Origin of the sequence: Bradyrhizobium sp. HKCCYLRH3073 (assembly GCF_051167995.1) — a bacterium.
GTDB lineage: Bacteria > Pseudomonadota > Alphaproteobacteria > Rhizobiales > Xanthobacteraceae > Bradyrhizobium.
Genome location: NZ_JBNPUD010000003.1, coordinates 553,986 through 579,593 on the forward strand (window position 1 = coordinate 553,986; position 25,608 = coordinate 579,593).

At 64.7% G+C, this 25,608-nt stretch carries 20 protein-coding genes, 1 tRNA gene and 1 pseudogene; 8 read left to right on the top strand and 14 right to left on the bottom strand.

The window, feature by feature from the left end:
• Window positions 1–4: 4 nt before the first annotated feature.
• Window positions 5–1,210 (bottom strand): amino acid ABC transporter permease, encoded by a 1,206-nt coding sequence (locus tag ACQR1X_RS10230; RefSeq protein WP_315799912.1) that lies wholly within the window; start codon window positions 1,208–1,210, stop codon window positions 5–7.
• Between the two features lie 28 nt (window positions 1,211–1,238).
• Window positions 1,239–2,255, bottom strand: coding sequence for an amino acid ABC transporter substrate-binding protein (locus tag ACQR1X_RS10235; protein WP_434898759.1), 1,017 nt, complete (start codon window positions 2,253–2,255; stop codon window positions 1,239–1,241).
• Between the two features lie 316 nt (window positions 2,256–2,571).
• On the opposite strand from ACQR1X_RS10235, the gene metC reads away from it, so the two are divergent.
• Entirely contained in the window at window positions 2,572–3,765 is a 1,194-nt protein-coding gene (gene metC / locus ACQR1X_RS10240) for a cystathionine beta-lyase (RefSeq protein ID WP_316178668.1), read from the top strand.
• A 122-nt stretch (window positions 3,766–3,887) separates the two neighbouring features.
• Window positions 3,888–5,582 (top strand): Na/Pi cotransporter family protein, encoded by a 1,695-nt coding sequence (locus tag ACQR1X_RS10245; protein WP_434898760.1) that lies wholly within the window; start codon window positions 3,888–3,890, stop codon window positions 5,580–5,582.
• 64 nt (window positions 5,583–5,646) lie between these two features.
• Here the strand turns inward: ACQR1X_RS10245 and ACQR1X_RS10250 are convergent, their stop codons facing one another.
• The 6 genes from ACQR1X_RS10250 to ACQR1X_RS10275 all read right to left on the bottom strand — a co-directional run bounded on the left by ACQR1X_RS10250 (window position 5,647) and on the right by ACQR1X_RS10275 (window position 16,844).
• Entirely contained in the window at window positions 5,647–5,985 is a 339-nt protein-coding gene (locus ACQR1X_RS10250; RefSeq protein ID WP_315799908.1) for a lipid-A-disaccharide synthase N-terminal domain-containing protein, read from the bottom strand.
• Entirely contained in the window at window positions 5,979–6,722 is a 744-nt protein-coding gene (locus ACQR1X_RS10255; protein WP_434898761.1) for a glycosyltransferase family 2 protein, read from the bottom strand. The genes ACQR1X_RS10250 and ACQR1X_RS10255 overlap by 7 nt, the downstream gene beginning before the upstream one ends.
• 94 nt (window positions 6,723–6,816) lie before the next feature.
• Complete coding sequence (locus ACQR1X_RS10260) at window positions 6,817–7,608, bottom strand: phosphatase PAP2 family protein (protein WP_315799906.1); 792 nt, start codon at window positions 7,606–7,608, stop codon at window positions 6,817–6,819.
• A complete protein-coding gene (locus ACQR1X_RS10265; RefSeq protein WP_434898762.1) occupies window positions 7,609–9,351 on the bottom strand; it encodes an ArnT family glycosyltransferase in 1,743 nt (580 codons plus the stop codon).
• Window positions 9,352–9,402: 51 nt separating this feature from the next.
• Complete coding sequence (pbpC, locus tag ACQR1X_RS10270; protein ID WP_315799904.1) at window positions 9,403–11,625, bottom strand: penicillin-binding protein 1C; 2,223 nt, start codon at window positions 11,623–11,625, stop codon at window positions 9,403–9,405.
• A complete protein-coding gene (locus tag ACQR1X_RS10275; protein ID WP_434898763.1) occupies window positions 11,622–16,844 on the bottom strand; it encodes an alpha-2-macroglobulin family protein in 5,223 nt (1,740 codons plus the stop codon). Before ACQR1X_RS10275 ends, pbpC begins: the two co-directional genes overlap by 4 nt.
• Window positions 16,845–17,319: 475 nt before the next feature.
• On the opposite strand from ACQR1X_RS10275, the gene ACQR1X_RS10280 reads away from it, so the two are divergent.
• From ACQR1X_RS10280 to ACQR1X_RS10290, 3 genes are all read left to right on the top strand, one after another.
• Window positions 17,320–17,396, top strand: a tRNA-Arg gene (locus ACQR1X_RS10280).
• A gap of 131 nt (window positions 17,397–17,527) precedes the next feature.
• Window positions 17,528–18,367, top strand: a complete 840-nt coding sequence (locus tag ACQR1X_RS10285) for an FkbM family methyltransferase (RefSeq protein WP_434898816.1) — start codon at window positions 17,528–17,530, stop codon at window positions 18,365–18,367.
• 304 nt (window positions 18,368–18,671) lie between these two features.
• Entirely contained in the window at window positions 18,672–18,833 is a 162-nt protein-coding gene (locus ACQR1X_RS10290) for a hypothetical protein (protein ID WP_315799902.1), read from the top strand.
• An 81-nt stretch (window positions 18,834–18,914) separates the two neighbouring features.
• Here the strand turns inward: ACQR1X_RS10290 and ACQR1X_RS10295 are convergent, their stop codons facing one another.
• From ACQR1X_RS10295 to ACQR1X_RS10305, 3 genes are all read right to left on the bottom strand, one after another.
• A complete protein-coding gene (locus ACQR1X_RS10295; protein ID WP_315799901.1) occupies window positions 18,915–19,127 on the bottom strand; it encodes a hypothetical protein in 213 nt (70 codons plus the stop codon).
• A 122-nt stretch (window positions 19,128–19,249) separates the two neighbouring features.
• Window positions 19,250–19,723, bottom strand: coding sequence for a hypothetical protein (locus tag ACQR1X_RS10300; protein WP_434839869.1), 474 nt, complete (start codon window positions 19,721–19,723; stop codon window positions 19,250–19,252).
• Window positions 19,724–19,872: 149 nt separating this feature from the next.
• Complete coding sequence (locus tag ACQR1X_RS10305; RefSeq protein WP_434898764.1) at window positions 19,873–21,909, bottom strand: acyltransferase family protein; 2,037 nt, start codon at window positions 21,907–21,909, stop codon at window positions 19,873–19,875.
• A 979-nt stretch (window positions 21,910–22,888) separates the two neighbouring features.
• Between ACQR1X_RS10305 and ACQR1X_RS10310 the strand changes: the two genes are divergently transcribed.
• Complete coding sequence (locus ACQR1X_RS10310; protein ID WP_315738062.1) at window positions 22,889–23,044, top strand: hypothetical protein; 156 nt, start codon at window positions 22,889–22,891, stop codon at window positions 23,042–23,044.
• Window positions 23,045–23,312: 268 nt separating this feature from the next.
• Complete coding sequence (locus tag ACQR1X_RS10315; protein ID WP_315799898.1) at window positions 23,313–23,588, top strand: hypothetical protein; 276 nt, start codon at window positions 23,313–23,315, stop codon at window positions 23,586–23,588.
• A gap of 83 nt (window positions 23,589–23,671) precedes the next feature.
• Here the strand turns inward: ACQR1X_RS10315 and ACQR1X_RS10320 are convergent, their stop codons facing one another.
• Window positions 23,672–24,040 (bottom strand): PRC-barrel domain-containing protein, encoded by a 369-nt coding sequence (locus ACQR1X_RS10320; protein WP_315738064.1) that lies wholly within the window; start codon window positions 24,038–24,040, stop codon window positions 23,672–23,674.
• A 376-nt stretch (window positions 24,041–24,416) separates the two neighbouring features.
• Between ACQR1X_RS10320 and ACQR1X_RS10325 the strand changes: the two are divergent.
• Window positions 24,417–25,079, top strand: a pseudogene (locus ACQR1X_RS10325) (SDR family oxidoreductase); the annotation flags it as partial.
• Between the two features lie 23 nt (window positions 25,080–25,102).
• Here ACQR1X_RS10325 and ACQR1X_RS10330 read toward each other — a convergent pair.
• Window positions 25,103–25,234, bottom strand: coding sequence for a hypothetical protein (locus tag ACQR1X_RS10330; RefSeq protein ID WP_316178652.1), 132 nt, complete (start codon window positions 25,232–25,234; stop codon window positions 25,103–25,105).
• Window positions 25,235–25,258: 24 nt separating this feature from the next.
• Complete coding sequence (locus ACQR1X_RS10335; protein WP_315799896.1) at window positions 25,259–25,450, bottom strand: hypothetical protein; 192 nt, start codon at window positions 25,448–25,450, stop codon at window positions 25,259–25,261.
• Window positions 25,451–25,608 lie beyond the last annotated feature (158 nt).

Here is a 25,608-nt window from a genome sequence, read left to right on the forward strand (position 1 = left end):
CTCTTCATGCGCCAAGTCTCTTCCCAAGCCGCCAGCTGTAGAAGCTCATCATCGCGCTCGTGATCAGCGACAGCGCCAGATAGACGCCCATCGTGATTCCGATGATCTCGATGGCCTGACCCGTCTGGCTCATCGTCGTGCCCGCGAACACCGACACGAGATCGGGATAACCGATAGCGACCGCGAGCGAGGAGTTCTTGGTCAGGTTCAAATACTGGTTCGTCAGCGGCGGCAGGATGACGCGAAGCGCCTGCGGCACGACGATCAGGCGCAGCACGGTGCCTCGGCTCAGTCCAAGCGAGAGCCCCGCTTCCATCTGTCCCTTGTGGACCGAGAGAATGCCGGCGCGCACGACCTCGGCGATGAACGACGCCGTGTACATGGTCAGCGCCAGGGTCAGCGCGACGAGCTCTGGAATGATGCGCGAACCGCCGGCGAAGTTGAATCCCTTGAGCGCCGGTACCTCGAACGAAATCGGCACGCCGAACACGAGCGCTGCAATCAGCGGCAGGCCGATCAGCAGCCCCAGCACCCAGGGCCAGATCCGCATCACATGGCCGCGGAGGAACAGCTCGCGCCGCGCATAATAATGCAGACCGACCGAGACCACGATCGCCACACCGAGCGCGATCACGAACGGCATGAAGCCGGGCTCCTCAATCGGGCGCGGAACGATGAAGCCGCGGTTGTTGAGAAAGAAGGTCGAGAAAAGAGAGATGCTCTGTCGTGGTCCGGGCAGAGCCGCCAACACCGCAAGATACCAGAACAGGATCTGAAACAGCAGCGGCAGGTTGCGGATCAGCTCGACATAGGCGCCGGAGACTCGCGACAGCAATGCGTTCGGTGACAAGCGGCCAAGCGCAACCAGAAAGCCAAGGATGGTCGCCAGCACGATACCTATGACGGAGACCAGCAGCGTGTTCAGCACGCCGACGATCAGCACGCGACTGTAGCTGTCGGAGCCGGAGTAGCTGATCAGGGTCTGGTTGACGTCGAAGCCGGCCGTGTTGTTGAGGAAACCGAAGCCCGACGTGATGCGCTGGGCGGCGAGGTTGCTGCGTGCGTTGGCCACGATCTCGTAGCCAACCCACACCAGGACTGCGACGAACAGGATCTGCAGGATGATGCCGTTCCATCCTGCCTTGCCACCCAGCATGCGCTTCAGCCGAAGCCCATATTGCGCAGGCGGTAACCTCGCTTCGATACTCATTCGCCGCAGCCCCGCTATCGTGCAGTGATCAGCGGATCGGCGGCGCGTACTGCAGGCCGCCCTTGTTCCAGAGCTGGTTCAGACCGCGCGCGATCTGCAGCTTGGAGCCCGTGCCGACGTTGCGGTCATACATCTCGCCGTAGTTTCCGACCGCTTTCACGATCCGGGAGAACCAGTCCTTGGTGAGGCCGAGCTGCTCGCCGAGATTGCCATCGGTGCCGAAGGCGCGCTTGAAATCAGGCTTGTCCGACTTGGCCATCTCGTCCACGTTCGCCTGGGTGACGCCCATTTCCTCGGCCGTGATCAGCCCGAACAACGTCCACTTCACGATGTCGAACCACTGGTCGTCGCCGTGGCGCACCATTGGGCCGAGCGGTTCCTTCGAGATCACCTCGGGCAGCACAACATGGTCGGCCGGATTGGAGAGCTTCAGGCGCTCGGCATAGAGGCCGGAGACGTCGGTGGTGAACACGTCGCAGCGGCCGGATTCATAGGCTTTCACGGTCTCGTCGGCGCCGGCGAACGCGATCACCTCGTACTTCATCTTGTTGGCCTTGAAGTAGTCGGCGAGGTTTTGCTCGGTCGTGGTGCCAGTCTGCACGCAGACCGAAGCGCTGTTCAGCTCCAGCGCCGAGTTGACCTTGAGGGCCTTCTTCACCATGAAGCCCTGGCCGTCATAATAGGTAATTCCGGCGAAGTTCGCGCCGAGCGAGGTGTCACGCGACAGGGTCCAGGTGGTGTTGCGCGACAGCACGTCGACTTCGCCCGATTGCAGCGCGGTGAAGCGATCCTTGGCGGAGAGCGGCACGAACTTGACCTTGGTCGGATCGTTGAAGATCGCGGCGGCAATGGCGCGGCAGACGTCGACGTCGAGCCCGGTCCAGTTGCCCTTGTCGTCCGGGTTCGAGAAACCGGGCAGGCCCTGGCTGACGCCGCAGGCGAGCATGCCGCGATCCTTGACGGTCTTGAGCGTTTCGGCCTGGGCGCCGACGCTCGCCAGCATCGGGGCGAGAGCAAGAGTGAGAGCCAGAGTGACGCGTTTCATAAATACAGCCTTTCGCGGTCGTCCTTGGGGAGCGATGAAATCTCAGCGCGAAGATGGGGCCGACCTGAATCCGCCTTTGCAAACGCCATACCAAGAATATGGCGCACGCAATGCACAACGGAGCCGTGCATGCGAGATGAAGCGGGAATCGCGGCAAGCCCCTCAACGTGCAGCGATCGAATTGCGCCGGCATCACAGAACGACTGGCGGTCCGGGTCAAGGGGTTGACGGGCCTGTTCTGCATTCTGTTATTAACGACCGCAGTGCGGCCTGATTTTCAGCTTTCCCGGCAGGTTCAAAGAGAAAAGACACGCGAATGGCATTATCGAACGACCCCGCTGCGGCGGTGCGACAAAACGTCGAGACACGGCTGGTCACGGCGGGGCGGGACACGAAAGCGCAGCACGGATTCGTGAATCCTCCAGTCGTTCATGGGTCGACGGTCCTGTATCCAACGGCTGAAGATCTGCATGCACACCGCGGCGAATTCCAATATGGCCGCCACGGCACGCCGACCACGAAGGCGTTGCAGCAGGCGCTGATGGCGTTGGAGGGCCCGCAATGCGCCGGCGTCGGCATCGCGCCGTCAGGTCTCGGGGCGATCTCGACGACCCTGCTGTCGGTGCTCAAGGCCGGCGACCACGTGCTGGTCTGCGACAGCATCTATCGCCCGACCCGCAATTTCTGCAACGGCATGCTGGCGCGCTACGGCGTCGAGACGACCTATTTCGACCCATTGATCGGCACAGGAATTGAGCAACTGCTCAAACCAAATACACGCGCGGTAGTGGTCGAGGCGCCCGGCTCGCAGTCGTTCGAAATGCCGGACATCCCCGCCATTGCGGCGGTTGCGCATGCGCATGGCGCACTCGTCATCGACGACAACACCTGGGCGACGCCGCTCTACCACCGCTCCCTCGATCAGGGCGTCGACGTCAGCATGCAGGCGGCCACCAAATATATCGGCGGCCACTCCGACATCATGTTCGGGACGATTTCGGCCAATGCGAAGGCGTGGCCGCTGATCTCCGAGGGCATCCGCCTGCTCGGCGTCTGCGCCGGGCCGGACGACGTCTTCCTGGCGCTGCGCGGCGTGCGGACGCTCGGCGTGCGGCTGGCGCAGCATCATCGGTCCGGCCTGGAGATGGCACGCTGGCTCGCCGCCCGCCCCGAGGTGATCGAGGTCCTGCATCCTGCGCTGGAGAGCCATCCGGGGCATGCGATCTGGAAGCGGGACTTCACCGGCGCCTCCGGCCTGTTCAGCATCGTGCTGCAACCAAAGCCGCAAGCCGCGGTCGATGCGATGCTCGACACGCTGACACTGTTCGGAATGGGCTATTCCTGGGGCGGCTTCGAGAGCCTGGCGATTCCGTTCGACTGCGCGAGCTATCGCACGGCCACCACCTGGGCGCCCGGCGGCCCCACGCTGCGTCTGCATATCGGCCTGGAGAATGTGGAGGATCTCAAGGAGGACCTCGACCGAGGCTTTGCGGCGTTCAACGCCGCTTAAGCACAACTTCAGCGGCCTGGAACGCCCTGCGATCAGGCAGGCAGGGCCGACAATTTGGCGTTGATCCGCTGCCGATTGGGCGTAGCCTTCGCGGCAGAGGGCAGCGGACACGAACGGGAATCATGGTTCTGCTCGATCTGATGGGCGGCGTGGCGTTGCTGCTGTGGGGCCTTCACATGGTCCACAGCGGCATTCTTCGCGCCTTCGGCCCGGATCTCCGGCTGCTGCTATCGCGGGGGCTGCGTAACCGCTTCAGCGCCCTCGCCGCCGGGCTCGGCCTGACCGCTCTGCTCCAGAGCAGCACGGCGACCGCGCTGATCACGACCTCCTTCGCGGCGGAAGGCCTGGTCGGCCTGATCCCGGCGCTGGCGATCATGCTCGGCGCCAATATCGGCACCACGCTGATCGTGCAGGTCCTGTCGTTCAACGTGGCGGCGATCGCCCCCATCCTGTTCGTGCTCGGCCTGGTGGCGTTCCGCAGCGGGCCGCGATCGCGCATCAAGGACCTGGGGCGGGTGTCGATTGGCCTCGGCCTGATGCTGCTGTCGCTGCACATCCTGATCGACACCCTGGCGCCCGCTGAAGAAGCGCCGGCGATGCGCGTGTTCATGCAGGCGATCACGGCCGATGTCACGCTGTGCATCATCTTCGGCGCCGTCGTCACCTGGATCGTGCATTCCAGCGTCGCCAGCGTGCTGCTGGTGATGTCGCTGGCCTATGCGCACTTCATCACGGCCGATGCCGCGTTGGCGCTCGTGCTTGGCGCCAATCTCGGCAGCGCCGTCAATCCGGTGTTCGAGGGCGCGCGCCGTGACAACCCGGCGAGCTATCGCCTGCCCGTCGGCAATCTCCTCAACCGTGTCATCGGAGTCGCGCTGATCGCGCCGTTCCTGCATCCGCTCGCAGCGCAATTGCAGCAATTTCAGCCCGATCTGTCGAAGCTGACGGCCCAGTTCCACATGGCTTTCAATCTCGGCACGGCCGTGGTGTTCATCGGCCTGCTCGGCGTCATGGAGAAGCTGCTCGTCAGCCTGTTCCCCGACCGCCCGGCGGAGGTCGATCCGGCCAAGCCGCGCTATCTCGACGAGACCGCGCTGGAGACACCGTCGCTGGCGCTTGCGGACGCCGCGCGCGAGGCGCTGCGAATGGGCGATCTGGTCGAGACCATGTTGCGCAATGTCATGACCGCGATGATGACCAACGACCGTGGCCTCGTGGATCAGGTGTCACGCGCGGACAATGTCGTCGACCGGCTCGACGAAGCCATCAAGCTCTACATCACCAAGCTGACGCGGGGCAGCCTGGACGACCGTGAGGGCAAGCGCGCGATGGAGATCATCTCCTTCGCGATCAACCTCGAACACATCGGCGACATCATCGACAAGAACCTGAGCGAGCTCGCGACCAAGAAGATCAAGCGCAGGTTCCAGTTCTCTGCGGAGGGCGCCGACGAGCTGCAGGCCTTTCACCGCCAGATCATGGAGGCGCTCCGCGTCGCGTTCGGCATCTTCATGTCCGGCGATGCGCAGCAAGCCCACCAACTGCTCGATCAGAAAGCCGAGCTCCGCAACGCAGAGCTCGGCGCGACCGAGCGGCACCTCGAACGTCTGCGCGAGGGCCGCTCGGAGACGCTCGAAACCACCTCACTGCATCTCGACGTGCTGCGTGACCTCAGGCGTATCCACTCCCACATCTGCTCGGTCGCCTATCCCGTGCTCGATGCCGCCGGCGAGGTTGCGACTCGCCGCAGCGAGGCGACTGGCAGTGTGGCGACCGTGGCCCTGCCCCCGTCCTCGGCCCAGCCGCTGCCGCGCTGAGCGCAGGACGGCCCCGCGAACGGGTGACGGCACATCCGCCCTGCGAACCTGAAGACCGCTCCGGTCAATTGCTCAGCGTCTGCGATTCCCGCTGGCGGTTCTTGAAGATCAGCATTACGTTGCGGACGTAAATGATATTCGACAGCAGTTGGCCGAAGATGATCACCGGCTCGCGCTTCACGAGACCGTAGATCAGCGTCATCAGCCCTCCCCCGATCGAGAAGAACCAGAAGGCGATCGGCACCACGCTCTTGCCCGCGCGCTCGCTGGCGATCCACTGCACAAGGAAGCGCGCGGCGAAGGCCAGCTGGGCGGCAAGGCCGAACACCAGCCAGAAATCGAATTTGGCGACGAAGATGTCATAGAGATAGTTGCTGAACGCCTGCCCGAATTGAATCAGCATGATTTCACCTCGATCGCAACCGGCGTCGGCTTCTTGCGGCGGATCAGCCACCACACGCCGGCGAGATCCATGATCCCGATCCACAGCCGGTCGAAGAACCCGTAGTTCGACACGCCCGAATGCCGGGGACGATCGATCACGTCGATATAGGCGATGTCGTAGCCCTCGCGCCGCACCAGGGCGGGAAGGAAGCGGTGCAGACCATCGAAATACGGCATCATCAGGAACACGTCGCGACGGACCGCCTTGAGGCCGCAGCCGGTATCGCGGGTGCCGTCATGCAGCACCGCATTGCGGATCTTGTTGGCCAGCCGCGACTGTAGCTTCTTGAAGCTGGTATCCTTGCGGCCGACGCGCTGCCCTGCGACGAGGCCGACGCCTGCACCGCCCTTTTCGAGCGCGGCAATGAGGTCGGGCAAGAACGCGGGATTGTTCTGGCCATCACCATCCAGCGTGGCCACCATGGCGCCATGGGCCGCGCGGATGCCGCTACGAACCGCAGCCGATTGGCCGGTCGATTTCTCATGCCGCAGCACACGCAGGTTCGGCCGCCGTGCCATTTCCTCGGCGAGCCGCTGCGCGGTGTCATCGGTCGAGCCATCGTTGACGTAGATGATCTCGTAGGACCACAGACCATCGAGCGCCGCCGCGATCTCGGTGATCAGCGGAACGATATTGCCGGCCTCGTTGCGCACGGGAACGACGATGGAGACGGCAACGGGGGTTTCGGTCGACAAGATGAGAACTCGTAATGGCGTGACTGGACCGGTTGCTGCCCCGGGCGCTGCGGCGGAGGCTTCTTATGGGGCTTGGGGCCGCCTATCAACCCCTTTAGCGCGGTACGATTTGGCCGTCCTTGCCCAGGCGGAAACCCAGCCGCCGGGCTGCGAACCAGTAGCGGACCAGCATGGCGCAGGCCAATCCGACCACGGCGCCGGCGACCACATCGCTTGGATGATGGGCCAGCAGCACCAGCCGGCTCAGGGCGATCACGACGGCATAGATGAACGCGGGAACGCGCCATCGCGGCCAGACGGCGGCAACGGCGAAGGCCAGCGCAAAGGCCGTCACCGCATGCGCGGAGGGCATGCTGAAATAGGCAGGTGTGCCGTTGAACGGGTCGAAGTTGAAGGCATTCGCCTTGCCGCCGACGAAGGGGCGGCCGCGGCCGATGATGTATTTCAGCACCTGAGCCACGAGCACCGAGCCCAGCACCGCGAAGAAGGCGTACTGAACGTGGGTGGCGAAATTCAGCAGGCGGCTGCGCGTGGCCTCGGGCCATAGCGGCGCGATCAGGATCGTCACGATGACGCCGACTGCCAGCAGACCCAGCACGTATTCATCCTGGCCGAACTCGGTGACGATGCGCCATGGCCACATGCTGGGGGTGCCGCGGGCGGGCATCAACCCGATCTCATAGGCATCGAAGGCAACCATCAGGATCACGATCGCGCCCAAACCGATGCCAATCAGCAGGAGAAGTTCGCGCCACAGACGCTGCCGGCTTGCTGCATCGGGCGCCGTCTGAGGCCGGCGCACCAGCCGTCCCAGCGAGAATTTGCCGACCAGCGCGAGCTGCGAGACATAGCCTGAGGAAGACGGAGAGGTGTCGGGCGCCGACATCTATTCGGTGCCCTCCGAGCGATAGATCGCGATCGAGACCGGGCGGCCCTGCGAGATGTTGTAGCCGTCGATCCGCTTGGCGACGTTGTAGCGCAGCCCGATCGCCTCGGCGCGCTGCACGAACGCCCGCTCGGTGCGCTGCTCGACAAGCGCGAAGCGGCACGTGCCCTGGTTGAGGAAGTCGGCCGCCCCCGAGCCGTCGGTGAGCTGGGTCGAGGTTCCCGTCATGAACACCAGGCTCGGCTCGTGGAAACCTGCCGCTGCCGCCTTTGGCCCGACGCAGACCACGTTGCGCAGCGCGCGCGCAATCTCCGCGCTGGGAAACAGCGGCGTCAGCGCCGGCAGCACGGCGCCATACACCACGAACGCCAGGAACATCGCCGCCACGCCGGCATTCAAGAGCGAGCGCTCGGCACGGCCGTCGTCATAGAGCCACCAGGCGAACAGGCCGAAGATCAGCGACGCCGCCACGAATGGCCAGGCCAGGAACACCGGCTGGTGCGTCACGATGATGGCGCCGATCACGGCCACCACCGAGGTGATGGCGGGAATCGCGAACCACCAGGCGGCGCCGCGGCGCAGCCACGAGCGCGACAGCACCCGCCGCTCCAGCGCGCCCACGGTCAGGATGGCGATCGCCGGATACAGCGGCAGCACGTAGTGCGGCAGCTTGGTCAGCACCGCCTCGAAAACGATCCAGGACGGTACCAGCCAGGCCAGGAGGAACTGCGCTCCGGGCTCGCGCCGCGCGCGCCACACGGCGGGGGCTGCCATTGCGGCCAGCGGCGCGCCCGGCCAGAAGGTGATGAACAGCAGCAGCAGATAAAGTCCCGGCGGTGCGCCATGCGACTCCTGGGCGCCGATCTTGCTCAGCATGTCGCCGCCGACGGAATCGGCAAAGAAGGTGTCGCCGGCGCGCAGGAAGATCAGCACGAACCAGGGCAGCACCAGCACCAGCATCCACATCAGCCCCCACAGAGGGCGCAGACGCGACAGCCAGCCGGCGCCGCGATCCATGATCGCCAAAGCCAAGATCGTCAGTCCTGCGAACATCAGGATCAGCGGGCCCTTGATCAGGATGCCGCCGGCGAGCGCCGTCCAGAAGATCGCAGGCGGCCCCCACGGGGGATGCACCGGATCCTCGCCGCGCTGCCACGACAGATAGACGCGGGCCAGCGCGCCCATCGCGGCCACCACGGTGAACAGCAGCATCGCGTCGGTCTTGGCGAGCCGGGCTTCCACCCCGAGCAGGACCGAGCAGCACATCAGGAGGGCGGCGAACACCGCGCCGCGCCGTGTCACGAAAGAGAGCGCGGTCCAATAGGTCAGCAGCACCGCGCCGATCGCGCCGATCAGCGAGGGAATGCGGTAGACCCAGATGCGGAGCTGCGCACGCGGCAGCCCGATCGCCGACGCCGTCTCGACCGCAGCCGATTGCAACCAGTAGATGCCGACTGGCTTCTTGTAGCGCACGTCGTCCTGGAAGCGGATGTCGACATAATCGCCGCTCTCGACCATCTGCTTGGTCGCCTGGGCGAAGCGCGCCTCGTCACGATCGATCGGCGGGATGGTGAAGAAGCCCGGCAGGAACAACAGCAGCCCGCAGACGAGCAGGAACGCCACCGCCCTGGTGTGGCTCACGGTGACGGCATCGATCATCCGCACCAGCCGATTGCCTGGATTGACCAGGTTCTTCGGCTCGCGCGGCTCTCCAAAACGGGGGCGGGCATAGGTCTCGACCATGGGGTTCCGAATACGCTGAAACCGCCATGCCGACAACCGCTTAGCGAACCCTCACTGGATTCTGACCACAACTGTGTCCGCAGCGCCCGTGGCATCGATCACGGTGAGGCGGGCAAAGCCCGGCCCGGGCGGATCGATCAGGCGCTGGCGCCGGCCGTCGATCTCGCCGACGGCCAGTCCATTGACCAGCATGGTCAGCGGCAGCACGCCCCCGGACACTTTCACCGGCATCACCGACGCCTCGCGTCCCGCGGATCGGTCGACATCGATGCGGGAGCCATTCAGCGGGAACTGAATGTGCGGCGCCTGCTCTGCGCCGGTCCGCACCAATTCCCCGACCGGCCGGAACCGGCGAAGGGGCATTGGCAACTTTGAATTGCTGGCGACAAGCGCCCCTTTGGGCGCCTTTGGCAGTGTCGCCGGCAGCTTGCCGCTGCGGGCAAAAGCGTCGAACAGGATCGGCGCCGCGGCGACGCGGCCGATCAGGCCGGGCACCGGCGCACCATCGGGCCGGCCGACCCAAACGCCGATCGTGATGCGGCCGTCGAAGCCGACCGACCAGGCGTCACGATAGCCGTAGCTGGTGCCGGTCTTGAAGGCGATCCGGTTCCGGGCTGCGTTTTCCGGCGGCGGCGTCCCCAGCAGCACGTTGCCGACCTGCCAGGCGGCCGCCGAGTCCATCAGCCGCATCGGCTCGCGGGCGTTATCCTGCGCACCGTCAGCCGTCATGATCTCGCGCAGCGGCCTGGTGGTGCCGAGCCGCGGAAAGCCGGTATAGAGCTGGGCGAGGTCCTGCAGGGTCACACCGACGCCGCCAAGGCCCATGGCGAGGCCCGGGGCCTCGTCCTTCGGCAGCACCAGATTGCCGCCCGCCTGCTTCAGCCGCGACGACAGCCGGCTGGCGCCGACGCGGTCCAGCAGCACGATCGCCGGTACGTTCAGCGACAGTTGCAGCGCCTTGCGCACCGGCACCGTGCCCTGGAACGTCATGTCGAAATTCTCCGGCGCATAGGAGCCGAAGCGCACCGGGCGGTCCTCGATCAGGCTCTCCGGGTGCACGAAACCGTCCTCGAAGGCGAGCCCGTAGATGAACGGCTTCAAGGTCGAGCCGGGCGAGCGCACCGCGCGAGTCATGTCGACCTGCCCTGCCCGCTTCTCGTCGAAATAGTCGGCCGATCCGACATGGGCGAGCACGTCGCCGCTGTCATTGTCGACCACGATGATGCCGACCGAGACGTTTGGTCCCAATGCGATGGCGCGATCGCGCGCCAGCGGCTCCAGCACCTTCTGCAGCGAGGCATCCAGCGTAAGGCGGATCATCGGCTGACCCTTGACGGCCGCCGAGGCCTGGTCGGCGGCATGCGGCGCCAGGATCGGCATCGGCTTGCGGAAGGTAGGCACGGCTTGCGCCTTCGCCTGCGCCGCGTCCTCGGCGGAGATCACGTTCTCCGACACCATGCGGTCGAGCACGCGGTCCCGGCCGCGTCGAGCGGCCTCGGGATGGCGGTCGAGCCGGCGCGTCTCCGGTGACTGCGGCAGCGCCACCAAGAGGGCCGCTTCTGCCAGCGACAGCCGCTTCGGCTCCTTGCCGAAATATGCGATCGAGGCGGCGCGGATGCCTTCGAGATTGCCGCCATAGGGCGCGAGCGTCAGATAAAGATCAAGGATCTCGTCCTTGCTCTTCTGATGCTCGAGCTCGAGCGCGCGCACGATCTGCCTGAGCTTGGCGTGCAGCGAACGCTGCCGTCGCGGCTCCAGCAGCCGCGCCAGCTGCATCGTGATGGTCGAGCCGCCGGAGACGATATGGCCATGCGAGCCGAGTTGGATCGCGGCCCGCGCCAGCGCGCGTGGATCGACGCCGTGGTGGTCGTAGAAGCGCTGGTCCTCATAGGCGAACAGCAGCTTCAGATAGGTCGGATCGACGTCCTTCTTCGCGCTGACCGGCAGCCGCCAGCGCCCGTCCGCCATCGCATAGGCGCGCAAGAGCTTGCCGTGGCGGTCGACGACGGTGGTGGACAGCGCCTCGGCCTCGCGCAGCGGCAGCGGGCCGAGGGAGATGGCGTAGGCGGTGAGTGCGAGAACGATTGCAACGATCGACAGGAGCGTACACACCAACAGCCGTTTGACGCCCCGCCCCCTCCTCCCGTCATGGCCGGGCTTGTCCCGGCCATCCACGTCGTGCGGAGGCAGCGTGGGTGCCCGGGACAAGCCCGGGCATGACGGAGTATGTGGCTCCGTCCTGCGCCCATCACCGCTCGTTCCAGCCTCGCTCATTTCGCCGCGCGGACCTCCACGGACCCCGTCCCGGTCCGACCATAGCGCGACGGATTGTACATGTCCTCGACATAGGCCTGCGGCAGCACGTATTTGCCGGGCGACACCGCGCGCACGACGTAAGCGACCGTGAACACGGACTTGGAATCCGCGGCGCGGTCGAGCGCGGCGGTGAAGCGGTCGTCGCGGAACTCGGTATTGACCGGTTCCTGGCCGTCCTCGATCCAGTCGAGCGTTCCGCTGTCTCCCGACGACACCAGATGCGGATTGTCGATCTCCAGCCCCGCCGGCAGATAGTCCGACACCATGATGTGCCCATATTCCGGCTTGGCCTCGGTGACCTTCAGCACGACAGCGAAACGGTCGTTCTGCTTCGCGGTTCTGATATCCGCCGGCTTGCCGTCGAGCGTGTAGTAGCCGCGCTCGATCTTGAAGCCGTTGGACGCCGCGGGCTCCGGCGTCAGCGGCGAGCCGGACACCGAGACCACCGCCTGCACCGGCGCATCGCCGGTATTGGTGATCTTCAGCGGCTGGCCTGAGAGCTCAGCCGCCTTGTAGCTACGGTACAGCGCCTGCTTCACCGCCTGGCCGTTCACGTCGAGCGTCAAGGTCTCCTTGGCGAGCGCCCGCGCCGCCAGCACCATCCACGCATTTTCCTGCGTCGAGGTGTAGGGCGTCAGCCCGCGCGCGGCCTCGACGCGGGCCACCGCCTGCGTCAGCGTCGCGCGCGGCGCATTGCCCTCGCCCGCCAGCGACACCAGCGCCGCGGCATCGCGCAGGTCGGAGCCGTAGTCGGTGCGGCCGAACACCAGCACCGGCTTCGGCGCGAGGCTGTCGGCTGCGGCACCATAGACCCGCTCGGCGCGGGCGCGATCGCCGACCAGCGCGAGCGCGGCGGCGAGTTGCGCCTTGGCAATTGGAGTTGCCAGATTGCCGAGCTTGGTGTCGGCGAGATAGCGCAGGTCGCCGATCGGCGCCGCGCCGTTGCGCGCCAGCACGTAGAGGCCATAGGCAAGATCGCGGCCTCCTGTCTTCTCCGGCTCCTCGGCATTGACCACCGAGTTCCTGACGCGATCCAGCGCGCTCTTGAACAGCACGTCGGGCACCGCAAAGCCCTTTTCGCGGGCGCGGGTCAGGAAGTCCGTCACGTAGGCGTCGAGCCAGGGATCATCGCCGCCGGCTGACCAGAGGCCGAACGAGCCGTTCGAGCCCTGCCGCGCCAGCAAGCGATCGATCGAGTCGCGGATGCGCTGATCGACCTCGGTGTCCATCGCCAGATGCGCGCCGGCCGCGAGCTCATTGACATAGAGCAGCGGCATCGCCCGGCTGGTGATCTGCTCCGAGCAGCCGTGCGGGTAGCGGTCGAGCGCCTTGAGGATCGTCGCCGCGTCGAGCGCGGTCGACAGTCCCGCCGACAGCGACACCGTGCCGGTGCCCGCCACGAGGTCGGAGAACATGTCCGACGTCAGCGTCAGGCTCTCGCCCTTGGCCAGCGTCCGGATCGAGCGCCGCGCCAGCACCTGCGTCGCCGGCTTGACGTCGAGCTGATAATGCCGCGCGAGGCTCAGCCCGTTCGGCCCCTTGATGTCGACGTCGAGCTGCGCCGTGCCGGTGCCCGAGGCGTCCAGCGGCAGGGTCGATGAGCCCCGCTGCTTGGCCGCGAGCTTCAACGTCACATTGGCATTTCCGGAGACCTTCACCGGACCGCTCGCCTTCACGGCCACGACATAGTCTCCGGGCGCGCCCTCGACATTGTCGACGTCGAATGACAGCGTGCCGCGGTCGCCCGACAGCAGGAAGCGCGGCAAGGTCGCGGTCAACACCACGGGATCGCGCACGGTGACATCGATGTTGGCACGGCCGACCTTGGTCGCGCTCCACGCCACCGCCATCACGCGCGCCGTGCCCGCGAACTCCGGAATGTCGAAGCTGACCTCAGCCGTGCCGTCCGGTCCGACGGTGACGATGCCCGAATACAGCGCCAGCGGTTTCTGCGTCGGCGGCGAGCCCTGCAGCTCGGCGCCGCCGGAGTCACCGCCGGAGCGGATCTGGCCGCGCGTGCCCTGCATGCCGTCGATCAGCTGGCCATAGAGATCGCGGATCTCGGCCGAGAGCTGGCGCTGGCCGAGATAATACTCGTCCGGCGCCGGCGGCTTATAGTTGGTGAGGTTGAGAATGCCGACATCGACCGCCGCGATGACGATCTTGGCGTCCTCGCCGGGATTGAGGCCGCCGATCTTGACCGGGATCTTCAACGCCGAGCCCGGCCGCACCAGTGCCGGAGGTGTCAGCGCGACATTCAACGTGCGCGCCGACTTGTCGATGCCGAACCAGGCAACGCCGAGCGCGCGGCCCGGCATACGCTGCGCGGCCGCATCGAGCGGACGGCGCAAGGTCGTCACGACATAGGCGCCCGTGCCCCAGTCCCTGCCAACCGCGAGCTTGACCTGGTTGGTGCCTTCCTTGACCTCGGTGGTCTGCGTCGTCAGCAGCCGGTCGCCAAGCACGTTGACCGTGAGCTTGCCAGCGGTGCGCGCATTCACCGTCACCACCATGGTGTCGCCCGACTGGTACTGCGGCTTGTCGAGCGAGGTCTCCAGGAGGTCAGGCGTATCGGCGCTGCCCTCGGTGTACCAGCCGACGTCGAACTGCAGCGACGTCACCGGACCGTCGGCCTCGGCCGACTTGACGTCGAGCCGATAGCGTCCAGCCTCCGGCTGGAAGCTCAGCCGCGCCGGCTTGTTGGCGGCGATTGCGACGTCGCCGTCACCGACGCGTTTGGTCGACTTCACCGGCTCATACTCCCAATAGGAGTTCTGCCGGTACCATTGATAGCGCGACTCGATCTTCAGGAGCTCATAGCGCAGGCCATTGCGCGCTAGCGTCTTCCCCTCGGGCGAGACGAACACGATTTCGAACTCGGCCTTGTCGCCCTCGCCGACACTCTTGCCGGAAAACGACGGCTTGATGCCGATCTGCGCCGCCTTGGGCGCCACGGGGAGCACCAGCTTGCGCTCGACGGCGCGGCCGCCGGTCTCGGCCATGCGCACGAAGATCTGCGCCTCCTGCGGCCGGCTCGACGACGGCGGCTTCGGCAGGCTGACCGGGAAGGTCGCCGCGCCCTTGTCGTCGGTCTCGGGCAGCCCCTCGATCGGCGTGCGCTCGTTGGAGGCGCTCTCCTCGTCGGCGACGCCGAACTGATAGCCGGGGAAGCCCGGCCGCTCCGAGGCCGTGGTCACCAGCAGGTCGCCTTCGAGCTGCAGGCCGGAGGCCGGCGCACCATAGAGGAAATGGCCGTCGACCTTCACCTCCACCGGAGTCTCAGCCTTGATCTGCTTGTCCTTGGAGGACAAGTCGAATTCCAGCCGCTCGGGGACGTAGTCCTCGACCATGAACGTGGTCTCGCCGACCGCCGTCCCCTTCGGATCGGTGAAGGCGCGGACGCGATAGGTCCCGGTCGGCACTGCCGAGTTCAGCACCACGCTGAACGAACGGCCGCCGGCGCCCTGATCCGGCAGCACGGCGCGGCGGAACTCGACGCCATCGGGACGCTCGACGACGAGCGTCAGCGGCGTGCCGGTCATGGCGTTGCCCTTGCCGTCGCGCAACAGCGCGGTGAGGTAGACCGTCTCGTTGGAGCGGTAGACGCCGCGCTCGGAATAGACGAAAGCGTCTGGCCCCGTGGGCGCCTCGCGCCCGGCGACGCCGCGATCGGACAGGTCGAAGGCGGACGTCTTCAGGCTGAGGAAGGCATAGTCGGTCTTCTCGCCCGATACGGTCAGCATCGCCGGCGACAGCCCCCCCTCGCCACGCGCCAGGCCCGTCTCGAACAGCACGTGGCCGGCGTCGTCGGTCTTGCGCGTCGCCAGGATCTCGTTGTTGCGTGCCACCAGCCGCACCTCGGCGCGCGCGACTGGATCGGTCGAGGCCAGCGAATTGACGAACACGTGAATGCCGTCATTGCCGGAGAACGCGGCGACGCCGAGATCGGAGACGATGAACCATTGCGTCGCGAGCTGGCCGCCGCTGTCCTCGTCACTGTTGCCGCTGGTCGGGCCCTTCGGCGCGGCCGTCATCACATAGACGCCCGGCTGCATGTCGCTCAGCGCCTGGTCGACCGGGAAGGCAGTGGTGACGTCCTGGTTCAGGGTCATCGCGGTCGACAGCTCGCCGCTCCACACCTTCATGCCGCGCTCGTTGCCGAGATCGGTGAGCTGGTAGCTCGACAGCGGACGCTGGAAGTCGCTGTCGATGACGGTGTTGATCAGGTTGCGGTCGCCGATCCGGAACACGTTGATATTGACCGCGGGCGTGTTGACGCTGACCAGCGGAATGCCCTTCTGCCCGGTGCGCGGCAGCACATAGGCCTTGCCGGTGAAGCGCACGAACGGCTTGCGGTCGCGGACATAGATATTGAACTCGGCCGATTTCGGCAGGCTCTCCTTGACGCTAGAGGGCAGGCCGGCGCGCAGATTGATGTTGTAGCGCTCGCCATGCTTGAGTCCCTCGACGCAGAGCTGCTTGTCCTCCGAGGTCAGCGCCGGCTTGTCATTGCCGGCCTGTGCCACGAAGGGCGAAAAGTCGGTGCGCTTGGCCAGATCCTCGGAGAACTGGAAGCAGGCGCGCGGGCTCGCCGAGTCCGAATCCACGGTATAGTCGAGCAGCCTGAAGCCGTGCTCGTCGCGCATCCGCTCATACTGGCCGCGGACGTCGGCGACCTCACGGAGCTCGAGCGACATCCTGAGCGTATCCAGCGCCGGACGCCACAGCTTGCGCTCGGCCATGGTCTTTCCGAGCACCGCGAGCGCGTCGGCCTCCTCCCCGGCATTGCCGGCGCGCTGATAGGCGATGTAGGCCGCCGTCGAGGCGCGCTCGAGCAGGAAAGTCTGCTCCGACGAGTTGGCCGGCTTGATCTGGTTCAACACAGTGCGCGCCAGCCGCAGCCAGTTGCCGGAATCATCCGGCGCCGCGGTGGCGATCTGCCCGAGGATCTGCAGCCCGGTGCGCAGGTCGTTCCGGCGAAGCGCCGCGTCGGCGTCCGTGCGCAAGGTCGCCAGCGGCTTGTTCACCGCCCCCGCCTCGCTCTTGATCTGCGCCTCCAGCTTGATTGCGGCATCCGCCAGGTCGTCGCGCTTGAACGCCTTGTCGGCGGCGTGGGCAGAAGCAAGACCGAGCGCCATGATGGCGCAGAGGACGGCGGCGCGGACCAGACCGATCATGGGGCAGCTCCTTGGACGGCGATTTCGGCGGCTGTTCGGGACACGCGGAGGGATGTCCGTGTTTGGACGATTCGTGGCGAGAATGGACGCGAAATGGTGACGGACTGATGGCAAAGGTTGCAGTGGACCGCTGAGCGGCCCGTCGCAGGCGCGATCATCGGCATGCACATGCGACAGGAAAATCTGTTCATCGACGGGCAATTCACGGGACATGGCATACAGACAAGCCGCGGCGGCCGCTGATCCGACGCCGCTGACGCGCAAATGGGGCGATAGACCCACCTCCGCCTCCGCTTGGTCTCCCCGGGCCTCCGTCGGGTTCGGCCGCTCTTGGCGAAACGGAAGATTTTTCATATGACCCGTGCTATGGAAAGCGCGCTGGCCGGACGTCGCCCTCCGGCACCCATCCCATGACGCTCATCCTCCGGACGTTCATCTTGGGATGGTCACCCGGCGATGCTCGTCTCGCGACGACGGTCCCATAGCTCAACTGGATAGAGTAGCGGATTTCTACTCCGCGGGTTGCAGGTTCGAGTCCTGCTGGGATCGCCAGTCGCCACGCCAGCGCCATCGTGGCGCCCCGCCGCTCGTTCATTTCGAAGCATCGCCGTGAGCGACAGGGCGTGCGCCACTAGGCTTGCCTTCGTTTGCCGGGCGCGTGGCCATGGCGTTGGGAGGCTCGGTTGGCGAAGCATGAGGCATCCCGGTTTCTGGTCAGAATCCTGCGGTCCCGATTCCGCGACCACAAGACGGAGCTGTCCGAGTTGCGGCGTCACATCCGGCGCGGCGACATCGTCTGCGACATCGGCGCCAACAAGGGCAGTTTTCTCTACTGGCTGGCACGGTGGTCGGCGCCGGGGCGGGTCGTCGCCTTCGAGCCCCAGCCGGATCTTGCCGAGCGATTGGCGCGGCTCTGTTCCCGGTTCTCGCTCGACAATGTCGTGGTCGAACCGCGCGCCGTCTATTCGTGCTCCAGCAGGAAAACCCTGTTCGTTCCCGAGGGGCATCAGCCCGGGGCCTCGCTGCTCCGGCCCGCCGAGACCTCGAGGGCGATCCAGGTGCAGACGACGTCGCTTGACGACTATCTCCCTGACATCGGAAACGTCTCTGCGATCAAGATCGACGTCGAGGGCGCCGAACTCGACGTGCTGCGCGGCGCCGAGCGCACCTTGCGCCGATGCCGGCCGTTGATCGTGGTCGAGTGCGACCGCCGCCTGGCGACGCTCGACAGGGTGAAGGAGACATTCTTGTTCCTGCGGGGTCTCGGCTATCAGGGCCAATTCCTGAGCCGCGGGAGATTGCTTCCGTTGTCGGCCTTCGACCCGGAAATCCATCAGCGCGCCGATGGCGAATGGTTCTGGAAGCGGAAGGACTATTGCAACAACTTCATCTTCAGGAGCGTGCGCGCGCCCATGTCCTATGACCGCGAAGCTTTCCTGGCTCCGATCGAAACCACTTCGCTGGGCGCACGAAGTCGTCTTGAAACAGACCCCCGGCATGTTGCCGAGCATAACGTCGACTGATGGGGGTTACCGATGTCCACGTTGCTGAGCTTCATTTTCGAGTCCTATTGCCTGAGCTGCCGGGCGATGTTTCCGGAGCTCGATACCGATCAATCGACCGTCGCTGAGTAGTACGCGCCAAACGGCAGGACTCGCGATCCGCGATTCCGCCGCGCGGGCCCAGCGGTTCTGCTTTAGATGTTCGCCTGCAGCCTGCGACGCAGGATGACCCGCGCGCATTAAGCTTTCCTCTTCAGCTTAACGCCGGCTTCCATTTGACGCCGGCGCCCTTCATCCGCCACGTCTGGGGCGATGGAGTTGCATCATGTTTGAATTGGCCATTCTGACCGCAATCTGTTTCATTGCCGTTGTCGCCCTCACGATCATCTACCAGCGGCGCCAGGACGTTTTGTACGGCCCCTACATCTCGGACGTCTCGTGGCCGACGGCGCTGCCCGACGACCGCATGGAGGCGTCCTCGTCCTGACCTGGACAGGCTCTCAGAAGCCCACTCCGCAGGCGCCACGATCACGTCAGGGAAAATTGGTGGCCGCTGGACCGTCCGGCTTCACAAGCCGATGCGCCCACCGGCCTCGTTGAGCAACGCATCGAGCCGATCCGGGCTCATGCTTTGTCCGCCCGGCGTTTCAATGCTGACGCAGGCGGCGCCGAGACGCAGATAGGCGTTCGCCGTAAGCAGCGCGTCCTGCGCGCTGCGGCACCTGATGGTGGCGATCGCGCTGGCGCTTTGGGCCCGTACGGTGAAGGACGCTGCGGCCATGTAGGGCTGGCTCGTCTGTAAGCGGCGGCTGAAATGAAGCCGAAGCTTATTCAGAGGAGCCCGACGGCATCATTGAGGTGGATCAAAGCCGCCAGCCGAAGACTTCGTTAAAGGCGCCCCGCTCAGCTCCGGTTCAGCGACAGGCTGATACGGGTGACGATGCCGTCCCAATCGCGTTCCCAGGCCCGGGGATAGTTGATCAGCACGCAGTGCACATAGCCCCCAACGAAGTTGCAGCGATTGTACCAGACGTAGTCGCCCTTATAGCTCGACACCGCGAAGAAGCGCGAGGTGACGCGCTTGTATTGGATGTTCGGCGGCGGGTTCTTCCTGGCGAGGAACCGCGCAGGTGAGTCCTGCGCGTTGTTGGATATCGACTGCACGGTCAGATTGGCGCGGCCGTCGGCAGTCTGGAAGCGTTGGCCGTAGCCCTCGGGTTGGCCCGCCGTGTCCCTGAAGATCGAGACCGGAATGTCGACCGAGGTGCCGGTCTCCGGGATCCTGTAGGTGTTCCAGCGCACCGATTGGGCTGTCGCGGCGGTGCTCCAGCAGGCGGCGCACGCAAGCACTGCCATCGCCTTGATGATCGGATTCATGTGTGTCGTCCCGAACGGCTTGAGAGACCGATGACGTTGGACCACTTTCACGGCCGCGCGAAGGCAACGTCCGACATCAACGGCAGGGGAACGCACGACACTCGCCGAAGTTCATGGCTCCCGCAGGTCCCGTGCTCGGTCGCTTCCCATCATTGAATCCGGGACGGAGCGGGGTTCCGGGTTGCCGTCGGGCCGTCACCCGCCAGGATCTCGTTCGTCCCGGCCCCGGAGGGCTGCTCCAGTCTCTGCAAGAATGCATCCAGTTGCGGAGCGAGTTGCGAGACGACGAACCTCGAGCCTTCCGGGGTGAAATGGATGGTATCCCAAACGATCGGTGTTTCCGCGTCGATCGTCAGCGGACAACGCCTCTTGCTGCAAATCGTGCCGAGAATGGAAACGTATTGAACGAGCGGATACGCGCGGGCGATCTCTCGCAGACGATCGTCCGCCTCGAACGACGCATCTTTCGGCATCAGCGCATTGCCGATCGGGACGTGCGTCTGCTCATGGTTGAACAACGTCGACGCCAAGGGAGCTGGAAACTCGATCGAGGGACCGAGGAGCAGAACTGGAACTCCCGTTTCCTGAGCGACCGCCAGCAGCGCGTTCAAATAACCGTCGACGCGCCGTGCGGGGGGCTGGCCATAAGTTTCGAGATAGGCGCGCCAATTGCCGGAAAGAATGATGGCGTCAAAGCGGTGCGCCCTGATCTGATCGCGTAGCAGCTGATTGACGTCGTTACAGTTGCGCGAGCTGCGCAGCTTGAGCTCGACAAACGGCGGGCAGCCCCCTGACGTGAGCTGCAGAAGATGGTAGGCATCGGACGATAGGTAGCTGCGCAACGCCCAGGCATAATGCGCGGCAAGGCTGTCGCCGGCGAGCAGAATGTTGCGCTTGTTTGCAGCCGGCTTCAGGCACGCCTCGAAATCGTAGGCCGATGCCGGCTCATCGGGCTGCAAGAAGCAGCTATGCGCCCGATAGAACGGCTCCATCGTCCGGGAATCGTACCGGAGCATTCGCGCCTGTGATTGCGGGAAGCGATCGGCGTAGCCGTCATGCGCGACGCCGTGAATTCCGACCGCAACCAGGACGGCGGCAACGCCCGCGATCACCGGTGAGCCACGCACGCCGACCCACACGGTTCGCGCGCGCGCCGGCCGCTCGACGATGACATAGGAGAAATAGGCCAGCAGCAGCGAGCACAGTAGGAGTCCAGCCGTAGCGGCGGCTGAGGTCGCAACATCCAGCGGCAGCGCGGCCCTGCCGAGGACGAAAACCGGCCAGTGCCAAAGATAGAGCGAATAGGACAGACGACCGAGGAATGCTCCGATCTCGCTGAATGGCAGCCTGGGTCTGCCCTCCTCCTGATTGAACGCGACGATGTAGACCGCAGCACCGACACAGGGGATCAGCGCGTGCAATCCCGGGAAGCGGGTCTCTGCGCGGAAGGTGACCACGGCGAGCAGCATGGAGACCAAGCCCAAGGCCGCGAAGGCCAGGCGCGTCTCGCCTCTGACCGGTGACCATCGATGCAGGAAAAACGCAATGCTTCCGATCAAGAACTCCCAGGCCCGCAGCGGGGCGATGTAGAAGGCGGTCGAGGGCGATTGCTTGATCCAAAGCTCGTCGAGCACACACAGCGCGACCGTTCCGAGGATGACCAGCCCGAGTGACGGCTTCGACGCTGGGTCGGGAAACAGCCGGCTCCAGAGCCAAGTCACGACCGGAAACAGGAAATAGAACTGCTCCTCCACCGACAATGACCAGGTGTGGATCAGAATCTTCCCGATCGTTGGCAGATCGAAATAGCCGGTCTGCGACCAGAAGAAGACGTTCGACGAAAACAGAACCGTGGAGACCGCGCTTCCGAAGAACATCCGGTAGTCGCCAGGAGGCGCCAAGAACCACGCGACCATCCCGGTGACGACGATCATCAGATAGAGCGCCGGAAGCAGGCGCCGCGCCCTTCGTTCGTAGAAGGCGATGAACGAAAAGGAATTGGATTGAATGCCGGTCCAGATGAGACGGGAGATCACATAGCCGGAGATGACGAAGAAGATATCGACCCCGACAAACCCCCCGCCAAAGCCTGGCAACTCGTAATGAAATCCAATGACCGAAATCACGGCGACGGCGCGCAGCCAATCGATGTCCGAACGGTACTCTAAAACCTTTGCACGCGTCATGCTGGCAGCCCGGGCGGGCCGTTCGCCCTAACAAGTTACCTGCTGACATACCGCCAAATGAATTGCAACGTGCAGAAACACACGGAAATACCGTTGATGGCAGGTGTATCCGAATTGCCGCACCCACCTCAGGGGCCCATCACGCGGGATGCTGGAGGATCGCGGGCGCGGCCCGGCGCCCATTCGCCTGCGGCGTCATCCGCTTCGCATCAGGAGGATTGGCGGCCGGTCGGGACATCCCGGTACTGAGATGGGACCGGTGATCGGAACGCGCAGCATCCGTCCAGGCCGTCACCGGAGGGCGGGCATGCCACGCGCGCTTCCTCCATCATCATCCACGAACTGCCCATCACGCTGGCGCCTCAACTGGGCTCGACACGAGACGCCCGTGCGATCCCTGCTCGATGATTATGCGGCTGTTGTTTGATGAGCACACCCACCTGCGAGATTTCAGCGAACGGCTTCCGTCGTCACCACTCACATGATACCAGTCATGCTAAAGAAGCCGGCGAGCGAGTGGCGACATTGCCATAGCCGTTAACGCCGCGTCACAAATTGGCCGAGGTCGAGGTGAGCCGCCTCTATACTTCGAGTTGCTTTTGCAACCGCATTGGCGTCGTGGCTCGGACACTGCTCATCGGCAGCGGGCCGCACAGGCTGAGAACACTCAAACCGCTTCCCCGATGGAATTAAGCTTAAAAACGTGCGGCGCCGCGTCGCCGCAACTTGGCAACTTCTTTCAGCAGCCAAGACGTGCAACAATACTGTACGCAACTAATATCAACCTCAGATTTAATTTACTGATCATTTACTTTCCGCAACTTTGCCCCAAAAACTGCACGATGCTGGGTTCCTCTTTCACAATTAGAACTCTTCTGGGACTCTACAAAAACCACCTCCCCAGAACGGGATCTAACAACCTCAGATATACTTTTCATAACTCACTCTCCGTCTTCGTTTCGCGTACAGAGGTCCCACAATGACAACACTCATCAAGGCTCTCCCGACCCATCTCGAAGAGACTCGTATCGACTCCGAGAAGCTGCGCACGATCCTGATGCTCTGCGGCGCCACGGCGTTTGGCTTCATTCTCCACGCCACCTACGGTCTCGATCTCAGCTACGCTTTCTTCTGATTTGATCAGTCCGCCGGTCGCGGGCTGGTACTCTTCATTGCCGGACGCAATCGGCGCCGGTCCCGGCTCGCGGGGTTATTGAACGGCCCCGCGCGTCGCCTTTTTCGCAGCGATACGCGTGTCATGCGAAGAATATGGCAGAGACCGTCCATCACAGGCTTGATCGTGCTTTTGCACAGCCTGGCCGCGTCGCTCCCACAATTCCGCCGCGACCACGCGACACGCTGAGGGTGTTGAGAATTGCGGTTGCTTGAGGACGAGTAGCGTCATGCGTTCACCAGTATATGATCTCTATCAGATGAAGCAGGATCGCTTGCCGAAAGGAGCCCGTTCGGCATGGCTGAGGACGAGGCCGAATGAGCCGCCACCTGCCGCCGACGACTGGGTCTTCGTCGGCAAGGAACGGCATCCGAGCCGGTGGACGGTCGCAGAGATGAATGAAAAAGGCACCTGCTACCGCGAGATTCCGATCTGGCTGTCGAGCCGCCGCAGCATGATGGCTGGATCGGCGGCCGAAAACAGCGCTCAGCCGCCGGCCGCCTGAGATTTCATCGGGGAGCGCTGACATGGCCGCGACGTGCGAGGTTCGTCAACGCCTGGACAGCGCAATGAACGGGTTCGGCGGTCCTAAGCGAGTTGGACGCCGTAATAGTCGTCGACCTTGCGCCCTGCTCCGGCATCGCCCCAGTCCCACTCACGCTCGTCGGAATATTTCGGCGCACCTCGCAGCTGATTCTCGGTCACGCCGGTAACGTAGCCGCCGAGTCGCGTGTCGTACTTCAGGGATTGCCAGGGCAACGGGTAGTGGTCATTGCCAAGCCCGAGGAAACCGCCGAAGCCCAGGACGGCATACGAGACCCGCCCGCTCAGCTTGTCGATCATCACGCGTTCGATGGTGCCGATCTTGGTGTCGTCGGCGCCATAGACGGCCGTGCCTTCGACCTTGTCGCTTCCAATCAGGTTGCCATATTCGCGTTCATCGAGCATCGATGTCATGTGATCCTCCCATGCCAATGGATCGGCAACGTTCGACCGTCACCGGCTGTTCTCAAGTCCCGCCGGACGCTCAGTCCGAATCCAAGTCTCCGCTGTGTTGCTTGCGAGCCTGCGAAGGATGCCGCGTCGCCTCGCGCGAGGGCGCATCCGGCGATGTAGTCTGATGCACCCGCTGCGCGCGCTCCTTGTCGGCGGGCTGGTCCTCGCCGCGTTCAGTCCTGACAATGCCTTGGCTTGGCTGCGTCATCGGATAGCTCCTTCTGTCGGTGATCCAAGCGCGCCGAGCTGGGTAGCGCCGACGCGGCCGCGGTTCGCGCCGTAACGACGCCGGCTACGCCTGTTCGTTCCCTCCTTGAGCCAACACGTCGCAGAATCGACCGCGTCACCCGGCTCAGCGCAGTTCGGAGGCCCTCGCCGGCGCAAGGCGCTGATCACCGGGGAGCGACTGCTGCATGGGACGCACTGCCGCCCTCGCCGAAACGCGCCGACGTCGCCACGAGCGACGACCCAACCGAAGAGCCGGATGCGCAGGAGGTCATCGCCTTGATCCGGGCGGGAGGGCGGAAGGCCGTCGCCATCACTGGCGACCTGCGCGACGAGGAGTTCTGCCGGCGGCTGGTGCAACAGGCCATCGAAGCGCTCGGCGGACTCGACATCGTCGCGGCAGCAGACGCGTCAGTCGATCCGGGACGTCTCTTCCGAAGATTTCGATGCAACCATGAAGGCCAACATTCATGCCCCGTTCTGGATCATCAAGGCCGCCTGCCCTCACGTCAAGCCGGGACCAGCCAACGAACTACGTAAAGTCGTTGGCCAAGCAGCCGGGCCGAAGGGTACTCGTAACGCCGTCGCTCCCGGCCAACCTGGACCCCGCTTCAGGTCTCCGGCGGAGCTGAAATGGAGACGCTGGACGCGCGGCGGCCAGACTTCGCTGGGCCGTACCGGCGAGCCGGCGGAGCTCGGATCGATCCATGTACAATTGGCGGCTGCAAAAGCGACCTACGCCGATGGACAGGTCTATGGATCCTCTGGCGGATCGGCAGCTTTGATGCTGCCGCTGGTTCAGATGCGGGTGATGGGCTGCGGCAGCGAATACGCTTCCGTATGCACCTGGCGGATCGTCGTGAACGCGGCGACGGCCGATGCCAGGCCGAAGGCCGTCAGCAGTGCAATGAGAACGGTGCGGGCTGTCATGGGACGCTCCTCCATTCGGATTTGTTACTTGGGCAGCGCAGTCCGGGGCTCTCCGAGCGGCGCAATCTCGCCATCGAGCCAATCCTGCTGGAGGGCGAGGGCGTTCCAGCCCTGGGCCATCCGTTGATAGCGCCGGAACGCCGGCTCTCCGTCGGCGCGCTCCGCGAGCTGAAGACAGTTGTCTGCGTTCTCTCTGAAAAGATCTGATTGTTTCATCCCAATGAGTTGGTAGACGCGGCGGAGCGGTGCAACTCTGTTACATGATATTAATATTCGCCCTGCGCTCGATGGAACATGGCGCGCATTGCAGCGCCATCCGACCTCCTCCTGTCTCCCGCACCATTCCCCATCGTGCCTTCGGAGGCCATCGCGGC